Source organism: Cobetia sp. Dlab-2-AX, from assembly GCF_024124625.1.
GTDB lineage: Bacteria > Pseudomonadota > Gammaproteobacteria > Pseudomonadales > Halomonadaceae > Cobetia.
In genome coordinates, this window is record NZ_JAMXRV010000005.1 from 40,388 (window position 1) to 52,955 (window position 12,568).

General features: G+C 62.6%; 9 protein-coding genes. 2 read left to right on the forward strand and 7 right to left on the reverse strand.

The genetic code is table 11. The annotated features are described in order from the left end of the window. Nucleotides 1–82: 82 nt before the first annotated feature. Complete coding sequence (gene rlmE, locus NH396_RS09795) at nucleotides 83–706, reverse strand: 23S rRNA (uridine(2552)-2'-O)-methyltransferase RlmE (protein WP_225347478.1); 624 nt, start codon at nucleotides 704–706, stop codon at nucleotides 83–85. Between the two features lie 279 nt (nucleotides 707–985). Between rlmE and yhbY the strand changes: the two genes are divergently transcribed. Then, entirely contained in the window at nucleotides 986–1,300 is a 315-nt protein-coding gene (gene yhbY / locus NH396_RS09800; RefSeq protein ID WP_176675924.1) for a ribosome assembly RNA-binding protein YhbY, read from the forward strand. A gap of 203 nt (nucleotides 1,301–1,503) precedes the next feature. On the opposite strand, the gene greA is transcribed toward yhbY, so the two are convergent. From greA to dapB, 4 genes are all read right to left on the reverse strand, one after another. Beyond that, a complete protein-coding gene (gene greA, locus NH396_RS09805; protein WP_043333374.1) occupies nucleotides 1,504–1,980 on the reverse strand; it encodes a transcription elongation factor GreA in 477 nt (158 codons plus the stop codon). After that, a complete protein-coding gene (gene carB, locus NH396_RS09810) occupies nucleotides 1,977–5,207 on the reverse strand; it encodes a carbamoyl-phosphate synthase large subunit (RefSeq protein WP_253063269.1) in 3,231 nt (1,076 codons plus the stop codon). The genes greA and carB overlap by 4 nt, the downstream gene beginning before the upstream one ends. A 67-nt stretch (nucleotides 5,208–5,274) precedes the next feature. Continuing rightward, nucleotides 5,275–6,420, reverse strand: coding sequence for a glutamine-hydrolyzing carbamoyl-phosphate synthase small subunit (gene carA / locus NH396_RS09815; protein WP_253063279.1), 1,146 nt, complete (start codon nucleotides 6,418–6,420; stop codon nucleotides 5,275–5,277). Nucleotides 6,421–7,021: 601 nt separating this feature from the next. Beyond that, a complete protein-coding gene (gene dapB, locus NH396_RS09820) occupies nucleotides 7,022–7,828 on the reverse strand; it encodes a 4-hydroxy-tetrahydrodipicolinate reductase (RefSeq protein ID WP_253063281.1) in 807 nt (268 codons plus the stop codon). Nucleotides 7,829–8,038: 210 nt separating this feature from the next. Between dapB and NH396_RS09825 the strand changes: the two genes are divergently transcribed. Then, nucleotides 8,039–9,067 (forward strand): esterase-like activity of phytase family protein, encoded by a 1,029-nt coding sequence (locus tag NH396_RS09825; RefSeq protein ID WP_253063284.1) that lies wholly within the window; start codon nucleotides 8,039–8,041, stop codon nucleotides 9,065–9,067. 149 nt (nucleotides 9,068–9,216) lie between these two features. Here the strand turns inward: NH396_RS09825 and dnaJ are convergent, their stop codons facing one another. After that, nucleotides 9,217–10,368, reverse strand: coding sequence for a molecular chaperone DnaJ (gene dnaJ, locus NH396_RS09830; protein WP_175089033.1), 1,152 nt, complete (start codon nucleotides 10,366–10,368; stop codon nucleotides 9,217–9,219). A 169-nt stretch (nucleotides 10,369–10,537) separates the two neighbouring features. After that, on the reverse strand, nucleotides 10,538–12,460 hold the full coding sequence (dnaK, locus tag NH396_RS09835) for a molecular chaperone DnaK (RefSeq protein WP_176675919.1): 1,923 nt from the start codon (nucleotides 12,458–12,460) through the stop codon (nucleotides 10,538–10,540). Between the last annotated feature and the right edge of the window lie 108 nt (nucleotides 12,461–12,568).

Genomic DNA, 12,568 nt, shown 5'->3' on the forward strand with positions numbered 1-12,568 from the left:
AAGCATGCGACCAGCAACGTGGAAATCTCGCCACCGCGAGCCGATACCTGCCGCATGCAGCGCCGGGCAAGGACACTTACCGTCAACCCTTGAAGCCCTGCCCCAGCAGATAGACTTCGCGTGACCGTGCACGTGATGCTTCCGGCTTGCGGGTCACGACCTTCTTGAAGCTGCCGCGCATGTCCTTCAGGTAGGCATCGAAGCCCTCACCCTGGAAGACCTTGACCAAGAAATTGCCGCCCGGCTTGAGAGTCTGGCGCGCCAGATCCAGCGCCAGCTCGACCAGGTACATGCCGGCAGGCTGATCGATCGCGCTCATGCCGCTCATGTTGGGCGCCATGTCGGAGATCACGAGGTCCACCGGGCGGTCACCCAGGGTGGCCAGAATCTGGTTCAGCACGGCCTCTTCGGTGAAGTCGCCCTGAATGAAGTCGACACCGGCCAGGGCGTCCATCTCGAGAATGTCGGAGGCGATGACCACGCCTTCCATGCCGACGCGGTCCGCGGCGATCTGGCTCCAGCCGCCGGGGGCTGCGCCAAGGTCGATGACGGTGGCGCCCGGCTTGAGCAGGCGGTCCTTGTCATCGATTTCAATCAGTTTGTAGCTGGCACGGGAACGATAACCATCTGCCCAGCTGCGCTGGACATAGGCGTCATCAAAGTGTTCCTTCATCCAGCCAGCACTGCTCTTGCTGGGGTGAGCCACGTTGTCACCTGGAATGTCGAGGAAAATCGAATACTGGCGGGAGATAGCGCGGGGAATAACGACGACACGAAAGGCGTGGCAAGCTTACGCACGGGTCGTGTCATGAGCGTCGTCATGGAGTAGAATGGCGGGTCCTGCGCGCGGTTCCGCCCGCGGGCACAGACATTGCCTGCGCAACAGACGGGTTCACACCCCTGGATTTCAAGCCCTGGAGTCGACCCTGTCTTTCGCTACGCTCCCCGCTCCCATCGGACGCCAACAGGGAAACTTTACGATACCATGAGCTTGTCACAGTCACAAAAGAAAGCATTTCGCAGCATCGGGCACCATCTTGACCCGATCGTCACCGTCTCGGAAAACGGCCTTTCCGAAGGCGTCGTGACGGAACTGGAGCGCGCACTGCACGATCACGAACTGATCAAGCTGAAGCTGGCGATCAACGATCGCGAAGCGCGCGGCGAAGTGGCTCGCCACCTGTGCAGCGAAACCGGCGCGACCCTGATCCAGAGCATCGGCAAGATCGCCTTGCTCTACCGCCGCAACCCCCAGGCCAAACCGAAGCTCTCCAACGTACAGCGCTTCAGCGAGCAGTGATCTGCCGCCCGGCCTGACGAGGCGAGCCTCTGCGCTCGTCTCGACACGACAACGCCGCCCTCATCGAGGGCGGCGTTGTCGTTTCCCGCCTTGTCCAACGCGACCTGATTTGCAGAAGAAGCTGCAGAACGAGAATGGCCCTGCCGGCATCACCGGCAGGGCCATCAGGGCCTCGGCATCTGATAGCTCAGATGCGCAGGGCGTCAGATGTGATGCACTTCGGAGATTTCATACTCCACATCGCCACCCGGGGTACGCACGACCACGACATCCCCTTCTTCCTTGCCGATCAGCGCACGCGCGATCGGAGAGGTGACGGAAATCTTGCCGTCCTTGATGCTGGCTTCATCTTCGCCAACGATGCGGTAGCGCACTTCGCTATCGTCATCGAGGTTCATCAGGTCGACCGTGGTGCCGAAGATCACCTTGCCGGTCTTCGGCAACTTGGTGACGTCGATCACCTGGGACATGGAGAGCTTGGACTCGATCTCCTGGATACGCCCCTCGATGAAACCCTGCTGTTCACGCGCGGCGTGGTACTCGGCATTCTCCTTGAGATCGCCGTGCTCACGAGCTTCCGCGATGTCAGCGATGACCCGGGGACGCTCAGTGCCCTTTAGGTGCTCGAGCTCCTTGCGAAGGCGGTCTTCGCCTTCGACGGTCATCGGACTTCTACTCATATCATGACTCCTGCATGCAGATCCTGGAGACGACGGACCTTGACGTCGTTGCCGTAGGCAAGCGCCATGCACACGGCATTGGCACCCGCCAGCGTCGTGGCGTAGGGCACCTTGTGCGCCAGCGCCGTGCGACGGATCACGGACGAGTCATTGATGGCCTGACGTCCCTCTGTGGTGTTGACGATATAGGCGATCTCGCCGTTCTTGATCATGTCGGCGATATGCGGCCGCCCTTCGAACACCTTGTTGACGGGTTCAACCTCGAGGCCGGCAGCGGCGATCACCTCTGCCGTGCCACGGGTAGCACAAAGCGTAAAGCCTAATGCTACCAGAGAGCGGGCCACCTCGATAACGCCCGCCTTGTCGAACTCACGCACGGACAGGAAGGCCTTGCGATCACCAGTCAGGGTCGGGATGGCTTCACCGGCACCCAGCTGCGCCTTGTAGAAGGCTTCCGCGAAGGTATCGCCAGAGCCCATCACTTCGCCGGTGGACTTCATTTCCGGCGACAGGATCGGGTCGACCCCCGGGAACTTGGCGAACGGCAGCACCGCTTCCTTCACACTGTAGAAGGTCGGCACGATTTCCTGGGTGAAACCGATCTCTTCCAGGGTCTGGCCAGCCATGCAGCGTGCGGCGATCTGCGCCAGCGACTGGCCGATGCACTTGGAGACGAACGGCACGGTACGTGAAGCGCGCGGATTGACCTCGATGACGTAGATCACGCCATCCTGCCAGGCCAGCTGCACGTTCATCAGGCCGACGACGTTGAGTTCCAGTGCCATGCGCTTGACCTGCTCGCGCATCTCTTCCTGGACGTCTGCCGGCAGCGAGTACGGCGGCAGGGCGCACGCGGAGTCACCGGAGTGGATACCGGCCTGCTCGATGTGCTGCATGATGGCGCCGATCACGACCTGCTTGCCGTCGGACACCGCATCGATGTCGACTTCGATGGCCGCGTTCAGGAAGTGGTCCAGCAGCACCGGCGAGTCATTGGAGACCTTGACCGCGTGGGTCATGTAGTTCTCGAGCTCGGCGGCGGAGTAGACGATTTCCATCGCGCGGCCACCCAGCACGTAGCTCGGGCGCACCACCAGCGGATAACCGATGACCTCGGCCTTGACGAAGGCTTCCTCGAAGCTGCGCGCGGTGGCGTTATCCGGCTGGATCAGACCGAGCTTCTCGATCATCTGCTGGAAACGCTCGCGGTCTTCGGCGCGGTCGATGGCGTCCGGCGTGGTACCGATGATCGGCACACCGGCGGCTTCGAGCTCGCGCGCCAGCTTCAGCGGCGTCTGACCACCGAACTGGACGATGACACCGACCGGCTGCTCCTTGTCGGCGATCTCCAGCACGTCTTCCAGGGTGACCGGCTCGAAGTAGAGGCGATCGGAAGTGTCATAGTCGGTCGAAACCGTTTCCGGATTGCAGTTGACCATGATGGTCTCGTAGCCGTCCGCACGCATGGCGAGGGAGGCGTGGACACAGCAGTAGTCGAACTCGATACCCTGACCGATACGGTTCGGCCCGCCACCCAGCACCATGATCTTCTTCTTGTCGCTGACTTCCGCCTCGCACTCTTCCTCATAGGTGGAGTACATGTAGGCGGTGTCGGACGCGAATTCGGCGGCACAGGTGTCGACACGCTTGTAAACCGGACGGATGCCCTGCTTCTGACGGTGCTTGCGGAAGGCCTTCTCGGACACGCCCATCAGACGCGCCAGGCGCGCATCGCTGAAGCCCTTGCGCTTGAGGCGGAACAGACGATCGGCGTCCATCTCGCCCAGCGAGCTTGCGGCCACTGCGCCTTCCTGAGCGATCAGGTCGGCCAGCTGCACCAGGTACCAGCGGTCGATGTTGGTGAGACGGAAGATCTCTTCGATATCGAGGCCGGCACGCATGGCATCGGCGATGTAGAAGATACGCTCGGCACCAGCGGCCTGCAGCTCGCCCTTGATGCGCGCCATGTTCTCGTCGCTGAAGTTCTCGACGATCGGATCGAGACCGTCAACGCCGGTCTCCATGCCACGCAGCGCCTTCTGCAGGGATTCCTGGAAGGTACGGCCGATGGCCATGACTTCGCCGACCGACTTCATCTGCGTGGTCAGGCGGTCATTGGCCTGCGGGAATTTCTCGAAGGTGAAGCGCGGAATCTTGGTGACGACGTAATCGATGGACGGCTCGAATGACGCCGGTGTCTTGCCACCGGTGATGTCGTTCTGCAGCTCATCCAAGGTGTAGCCGACGGCCAGCTTGGCGGCGATCTTGGCGATCGGGAAGCCGGTCGCCTTGGAAGCCAGTGCCGAGGAACGCGACACGCGCGGGTTCATCTCGATCACGACCATGCGGCCAGTGTCCGGGCAGATGCCGAACTGGACGTTGGAGCCGCCGGTCTCGACGCCGATCTCGCGCAGAACGGCCAGCGACGCATCACGCATCAGCTGGTATTCCTTGTCGGTCAGAGTCTGGGCCGGGGCGACGGTGATGGAGTCACCTGTGTGCACACCCATCGGGTCGAAGTTCTCGATGGCGCAGACGATGATGCAGTTGTCGTTCTTGTCACGAACGACCTCCATCTCGTACTCCTTCCAGCCCAGCAGCGACTCGTCGATCAACAGCTCGTGGGTCGGCGACAGCTCGAAGCCGCGATGGCAGATCTCTTCGAATTCTTCACGGTTGTACGCCACGCCGCCGCCGGAGCCGCCCATGGTGAAGCTGGGGCGGATGATGGACGGGAAGCCCAGCTCGGCCTGGATTTCCCAGGCTTCTTCCATGGAGTGCGCGACCTTGGCCTTCGGGCACGCCAGACCGATCTTCTTCATCGCCTTGTCGAAGCGATCACGGTCTTCGGCCTTGTCGATGGTGTCGGCGTTGGCACCGATCATCTCGACGCCGTACTGCTCGAGCACGCCTTCGCGCTCCAGTGCCAGTGCACAGTTCAGCGCGGTCTGGCCGCCCATGGTCGGCAGGACAGCATCCGGGCGTTCCTTCTCGATGATGCGCGCCACGGCTTCCCAGGTGATCGGCTCGATGTAGGTCGCATCGGCCATCACCGGGTCGGTCATGATGGTTGCCGGGTTGGAGTTGACCAGGATGACCCGGTAACCCTCTTCACGCAGGGCCTTGCAGGCCTGTGCGCCGGAATAGTCGAACTCGCACGCCTGGCCGATGACGATGGGGCCGGCGCCGATGATCAGGATGCTTTTCAGGTCTGTACGTTTAGGCATGTCTCTTCCCGCAATGATCTGGTGACTGAACTCAACGATGGATCAGGCCCTCGGGCCTGCGCTCGGCTCAGCGTCGCGCGCGCATCATCTCGATGAAACGATCGAACAGCGGGGCGACGTCCTGCGGGCCGGGACTGGCTTCCGGGTGCCCCTGGAAGCTGAAGGCCGGGCGGTCGGTGCGCTCGATGCCCTGCAGGCTACCGTCAAACAGCGACTTGTGGGTCGCGCGCAGGTTGCTGGGCATGCCCGCTTCATCCACTGCGAAGCCGTGGTTCTGGCTGGTGATCATCACCACACCGCTGTCGAGGTCCTGCACCGGGTGGTTCGCACCGTGGTGACCGTGGCCCATCTTGACCGTAGTCGCGCCGGAGGCCAGTGCCAGCAGCTGGTGGCCCAGACAGATGCCGAAGACCGGCGTGTCGGTCTCGAGCACTTCACGAATCGCCGTGATGGCGTAGTCGCAGGGCTCGGGGTCACCCGGGCCGTTGGACAGGAAGATGCCATCCGGATTGAGCGCCAGCACCTCAGCGGCAGGCGTCTGCGCCGGCACGACGGTCAGGCGGCAGCCGCGGGAGGCCAGCATGCGCAGGATGTTGTGCTTGACGCCGTAGTCGTAGGCGACCACGTGGAAGGGGCGTTCGGACTCACGGGTATCGGCGTAGCCTTCGCCCAGTGTCCATTCGCCTTCGTGCCACTCGAACTGCGCGCTGCAGGAGGCTTCCTTGGCCAGGTCCATGCCCTTCAGACCCGGGAAGGCGCGTGCCGCTTCCAGCGCGCGTTCGACGGCATCATCACCCCGGGCATCTTCACCGGCGAGGATGGCACCGTTCAGGGAGCCCTTCTCGCGCAGGATGCGTGTCAGGCGACGCGTGTCGATATCAGCGATGCCGACGACATTCTCGTCGCGCAGGTACTGATCGAGGGAGCGAGTGGAGCGGAAGTTGCTGGCCAGCAGCGGGAGGTCGCGGATGACCAGGCCGGCGGCTGCGACGCTGTCGGACTCGGTGTCCTCGTCGTTGATGCCGGTATTGCCGATGTGCGGATACGTCAGAGTGACGATCTGTCGGGTGTAGGAGGGATCGGTCAGGATTTCCTGGTAGCCGGTCATGGCAGTGTTGAACACCACCTCGCCGCTGGTCTGCCCATCAGCGCCGATGGCGCTGCCGTGAAATACACTGCCGTCTTCCAAGGCCAGTATCGCGGGTTTGATCAACGCAACGTCCTCCCCATAGTGTCCACTTTCCTGCCCGGAATCCGCGGTCGAACACCGGACATGCTGCTTGATTATCGTGCTCGGCATTCGCCAAGCCTGTGTCCCGCTGCCGACTTCTGCCAGGCGCCTGTCACTGGACAGACGCGCGCCAGAAGCGGCAAATTCAGGTTGCAAAAAAGCGGGACGAAACCGAAAAATCAGGTTTCATCCCGCTTGTTATCATTCTTCGGAATGCTGCTGGCCCGAGCGCTGCCAAGACGGCAACCAATAGGGCGGCCAAGAACGTGGCCAAATTGGGTAGAGATTACCGGAATCCTCGGGTGCTGACCACCCCGCGCATGCCCCGTCAGCAGGCGACAAGGCCCACGATACGGCCGTTTCGTCGCTGCGGTCAGCTTGACGAAACCCTTGGCCGAGCCAGGACACTGCACACCACTTGCAAAGCGAGGCAGTCCAGCGGCACAAGGCGGCCCCAATGGCTCACACTTGCGCCGCATCCTGCCCACCGAGACAGCTTTCAAGAAATGCTCCTGAATGTCGCCAGCCTGTCATCTCAGCGCTTCGCTCTGCATTCCGCTTACCCCTTTGCTCCCCACTTCGCTCACTTGAGCCCCAGCACATCCTGCATGTCATAGCGGCCGACTTCACGCCCTGACAGCCATTCGGCCGCGCGTGCCGCACCCTTGGCGAAGGTCATGCGGCTCGACGCCTTGTGGGTGATCTCGATGCGCTCGCCTTCGGTGGCGAACATCACGGTGTGCTCGCCGACGATGTCACCGGCACGCACGGTAGCGAAGCCGATTTCCTTGTCGGTACGCGGGCCACACTGGCCTTCACGCACGAAGACACCATGGGTGGCGAGATCACGCCCGATGGAATGTGCCACGGCCTCGCCCATCGCCAGCGCCGTGCCGGACGGGGCGTCGACCTTGTGACGGTGGTGCGCCTCGATGATCTCGATGTCATAGCCGGCATCGCCCAGGGCACGCGCGGCGGTCTCCAGCAGCTTGAGGGTCAGGTTGACGCCGGAACTCATGTTGGCCGCGAACACGAAGGGCACGCTGTCACGGTAGCCATCCAGCTGCTCGAGCTGCTCCGGCGTGAAACCGGTCGTGCCGATCACCATGCGCTTGCCGTGCTCGGCGCACAGCGCCAGGTTGGCCAGTGTCACCTGCGGTGCGGTGAAGTCGATCACCACATCGAAGTCATCCACCACGGCAGCCAGACTGTCGCTGGCGACCACGCCCAGACGACCCTGACCGGCCAGCTCACCGATGTCGACGCCCGCCAAGGAGCTGCCGGATTCGACGATGCCCGCCGCCAGCGTCAGACCTTCCACTGCACCGACGGCCTCGACCAACGTGCGTCCCATGCGTCCGGCGACGCCCATGATTGCGATACGGGTCATGCTGACTCCTGCCTGTTGTGGGTCTTGAGGGTGACAGACCACGAGAATGCCCCGAGCGTGTCACCTATGCTGTGCCCACGAGTATATCAGCCGCCTGCAGCGTTGGCTGACGTCATGTATTTGTGCCGGTTACGCGCTAGAGTAGCCTCGTACCGGGTTGTCTCCTGTTGATCGTCATTTTCTCATCACCGCTCAGTCTCCGGAGTCAGCATGCCTGCACGCCAATTCTTCGCCTCGCGCCGCTGGCGCCTGTTCCAGACCCTCACTGTCACCGCGGCGCTCGCCGGCCTGTTGAGCGCCTGCGGCGTTCACCCGCGCCCCTACACGCTGGCATCGCCAGAACAGAAGAGCGAGTTTCCGGAAATCCAGTGGTGCGGCACGCTCAGACTGCCGGGCAAATGGCTGGATGACACTCCCGTCGGTGGCCTGTCGGACATCGGCTGGGACCAGGACGAGTCACTGCTGTATGCCGTGTCGGACCGCGGCTGGCTGCATCGCCTGCGGCTCGCCTTCCGCCATGGCGAGCTGGTCGGGGCCAAGGCGCTCAATACCTATACCCTCCGCGACGAGACCGATGTCTCGCTGCGCGGCGCCCTCAGTGATGCCGAGGGCCTGCAGCTGCTGCGCGCGAACAATGACCGCCGCGGCGATTCCCGCCTGGTGATCAGCTTCGAGCAGCAGCCACGTGTCGAACACTTCCTGCCCAGCGGCCTGGCCGTCAGCGAGCCCTTCACTCCGATGGGCGCGCGTGGCGCGGCGCCCAACAACGGCATGGAGGCCCTGACCCTGCACCCGCAATACGGCATGCTCGCCGGGCTGGAAGCCACGCCCGAGGGCATGAGCGAGGGCATGACGCGCATCTTCAGCCTCGACGACAAGCACGAGTGGAGCTACCCGCTGGCCAGCGATACCGGTTCGAGCCTGACCGCGATGGAGATGCTGCCCGACGGTGACATGCTGATGCTGGAGCGCGCCTTCTCACCGCCCTTCCCGCTGGTGATCAGTCTGCGCCGCGCGCATCTCGGCGAGCCCGGCACCCAGGTCGAGGTGCGTACCCTGGCACGCCTGTCGAGCGGCGATGGCTGGTCGCTGGACAACTTCGAAGGGCTGACGCATCTGGAAGGCAATCGCTTCCTGATGATCTCGGATGACAACTTCAGCAGCTTCCAGACCACGCTGCTGAGCTGCTTTGCGGTCATCGAACCAGAAGCCTTCACGGCTGAATCAGCGCCGCAATAGCCATGCCCCGGGCTGTGTTACTGGGCTGAATTGCCTGGCTGAGCCACCGAGCCTGAAACGCGAGAGCCCCGCACTCGACAAGTCGAGTGCGGGGCTCTCTGGCATGAAGGCCATCCATGGAGCTGGCCCGCGGACGGCAAGGCGAATGCCTAGGGCTTCATGTCTTCGAAGAACTTCTTCACGCCATCGAAGAAGCTGTTCTCCTTCGGCGAATGGCTCTTGCCGGTATCACCAAGGCTCTGCTGGAACTGACGCAGCAGCTCCTTCTGCTCTTCATTCAGGCTGACCGGGGTCTCGATGACCACCTTGCACAGCAGGTCCCCCGCGGGGCCGCCGCGCACCGGCTTGACGCCCTTGCCGCGCAGACGGAACAGCTTGCCGGTCTGGGTCTCGGCCGGAATCTTCAGCACGACACGTCCGTCGAGGGTCGGCACGTTAAGCTCACCACCCAGCGCCGCATCGACGAAGCTGATCGGCACTTCACACTGCAGGTGACGACCATCGCGCTTGAAGATCTCGTGCTCGCGCAGGTTGACCTGCACATATAGATCGCCTGACGGCCCGCCGTTGACACCGCCTTCGCCTTCGCCGTTCAGGCGGATGCGGTCGCCGGTGTCGACGCCCGGCGGAATCTTGACCGAGAGGGTCTTGGATTCCTGGACGCGGCCTTCGCCGTGACACTTGCGGCACGGCACGCTGATCTTCTCGCCACGACCGTGGCAGGTCGGACACGCCTGCTCGACCGCGAAGAAGCCCTGCTGCATGCGCACCTTACCCATGCCGTTGCAGGTCGGGCAGGTTTCCTTGCTGGAACCCGGCTCAGCACCATCGCCATCGCAGTGGTCACAGGCCGCCAGACGCGGCACGCGGATGTCGACCGTGGTACCGGCAACCGCCGATTCCAGATCGAGATCCAGGTTGTAACGCAGGTCGCTGCCGCGCTGCGGAGCGTTCGGGTTGCGACGACCACCGCCGCCACCGAAGATGTCACCGAAGACATCGCCGAACACATCGCCGAAGCCGCCGGCACCACCACCGCCAAAGCCGCCGCCACCGAAGCCGCCGCCGCCCTGACCATCGACACCGGCATGACCAAACTGGTCATAGGCGGCGCGCTTGTCAGCATCGGACAGCACTTCGTAGGCTTCAGAGACTTCCCGGAACTTCTCGGCCGAGGTTTCATCATCCGGGTTGCGGTCCGGGTGATGCTTCTGGGCCAGGCGTCGGTACGCCTTCTTGATGTCCTTGGTGTCGGCGCCACGCTCGACACCAAGCACTTCGTAATAATCACGCTTGGACATGGATCAGGTCCGCCTGGATTGCTGGCAGCCTGAGGCTGCCGGTCTGTTCTGGAATGCCGGTTGTCACCGGTGGCTCGCGGCTAGCGCAGGGCGCCACCGATGCAAACGACAACGCGGGACGCCTTCACGAGGCTCCCGCGCTGTCATCAGACGTCGTTCAAGAAATCCCTCAGGACTTCTTGTCGTCGTTGACTTCCTCGTACTCGGCGTCAACCACGTCGTCGTCCTGCTTCTTGCCAGCCTGACCGTCGGCAGCCTGCTCACCCTGGGCACCCTGCTCGGCGTAGAGCTTCTGCGCCAGGTTGCCGGACGCTTCGGTCAGTGCATCCAGCTTGGCCTGGATCGCATCCTTGTCGTCGCCTTTCAGGGCTTCTTCCAGCTCGGAGATCGCCGTCTCGATGGCTTCCTTCTCGCTGGCTTCAGCCTTGTCACCGGCTTCGGTCAGGGTCTTCTTGGTCGCGTGAATCATGCCGTCGGCCTGATTGCGCAGCTGGACCATTTCCTCGAACTTCTTGTCTTCGTCGGCGTTGGCTTCCGCGTCGCGCACCATCTGCTCGATCTCGTCGTCGGACAGGCCGCCGGAAGACTTGATGACGATGGACTGTTCCTTGCCGGTCGCCTTGTCCTTGGCGGACACGTTCAGGATACCGTTGGCATCCAGGTCGAAGGAAACTTCGATCTGCGGCACACCACGCGGTGCCGGCGGAATGTCGGCCAGGTCGAAGCGACCCAGAGACTTGTTCTGCGCGGCCTGCTTGCGCTCACCCTGCAGGACGTGGATGGTCACCGCGCCCTGGTTGTCTTCAGCGGTGGAGAACACCTGAGACTTCTTGGTCGGGATGGTGGTGTTCTTCTCGATCAGCGGCGTCAGCACGCCACCCATGGTCTCGATACCGAGGGTCAGCGGCGTCACGTCCAGCAGCAGCACGTCCTTGACGTCGCCGCCCAGCACGCCGCCCTGGATACCGGCACCGACAGCGACCGCTTCATCCGGGTTGACGTCCTTGCGTGCTTCCTTGCCGAAGAACTCGGCTACCTTGGACTGCACCAGCGGCATGCGGGTCTGACCACCGACCAGGATGACATCATCGATCTCGGAGGCGGACAGGCCAGCGTCGGACAGCGCGGTCTGGCACGGCTTCAGGGAGCGTGCGACCAGGTCGTCGACCAGAGACTCGAGCTTGGAACGAGTCACCTTGACGTTCAGGTGCTTCGGACCAGTGTTGTCAGCCGTGATGTACGGCAGGTTCACGTCGGTCTGCTGAGCGCTGGACAGTTCGATCTTGGCCTTCTCGGCGGCTTCCTTCAGACGCTGCATGGCGAGGTTGTCGCCGGACAGGTCGATACCACTGTCAGCCTTGAACTGGTCAACCAGGTAGTTGATCAGGTGCATGTCGAAATCTTCACCGCCCAGGAAGGTGTCGCCGTTGGTGGCGAGCACTTCGAACTGGGTCTCACCGTCGACGTCGGCGACTTCGATGATGGAGATATCGAAGGTACCGCCGCCCAGGTCGTAGACCGCGATGGTCTTGTCACCACGGGACTTGTCCATGCCGTAGGCGAGGGCTGCGGCAGTCGGCTCGTTGATGATGCGCTTGACGTCGAGACCCGCGATGCGGCCGGCGTCCTTGGTCGCCTGACGCTGGGAATCGTTGAAGTAGGCCGGCACGGTGATGACGGCTTCGGTGACTTCTTCACCGAGGTAGTCTTCCGCGGTCTTCTTCATCTTCTTGAGGATTTCCGCACTGATCTGCGGCGGCGCCATCTTCTTGTCTTTCACCTGCACCCAGGCGTCGCCGTTGTCGGCTTCGACAATCTTGTACGGCACCATTTTGATGTCTTTCTGAACCACATCATCCTTGAACTTGCGACCGATCAGGCGCTTGACCGCGAAGAGAGTGTTCTCCGGGTTGGTCACTGCCTGACGCTTGGCCGACTGGCCGACCAGAATCTCGCTGTCGTCGGTGTAAGCGATGATGGACGGTGTGGTGCGACCGCCTTCAGCGTTTTCGATGACCTTGGTTTTCTCGCCGTCGAGCACTGCCACACAGGAGTTGGTAGTACCCAAGTCAATACCGATGATGCGTCCCATAATCGTATACCTCGAATCTATTGCTAGCCTGAAAGATAAGTCTGGATGTCGGCACCTTGTGTCGGTACCTGAACTTGTTTCTCTAGATGGGGTCGCGTGTCAGGGTTT

Coding starts and splice junctions, on each gene's coding strand:
- yhbY (WP_176675924.1), top strand. CDS start 986: ATGAGCTTGTCACAGTCACAAAAGAAAGCATTTCGCAGCATCGGGCAC.
- greA (WP_043333374.1), bottom strand. CDS start 1,980: ATGAGTAGAAGTCCGATGACCGTCGAAGGCGAAGACCGCCTTCGCAAG.
- carB (WP_253063269.1), bottom strand. CDS start 5,207: ATGCCTAAACGTACAGACCTGAAAAGCATCCTGATCATCGGCGCCGGC.
- dapB (WP_253063281.1), bottom strand. CDS start 7,828: ATGACCCGTATCGCAATCATGGGCGTCGCCGGACGCATGGGACGCACG.
- NH396_RS09825 (WP_253063284.1), top strand. CDS start 8,039: ATGCCTGCACGCCAATTCTTCGCCTCGCGCCGCTGGCGCCTGTTCCAG.
- dnaJ (WP_175089033.1), bottom strand. CDS start 10,368: ATGTCCAAGCGTGATTATTACGAAGTGCTTGGTGTCGAGCGTGGCGCC.
- dnaK (WP_176675919.1), bottom strand. CDS start 12,460: ATGGGACGCATCATCGGTATTGACTTGGGTACTACCAACTCCTGTGTG.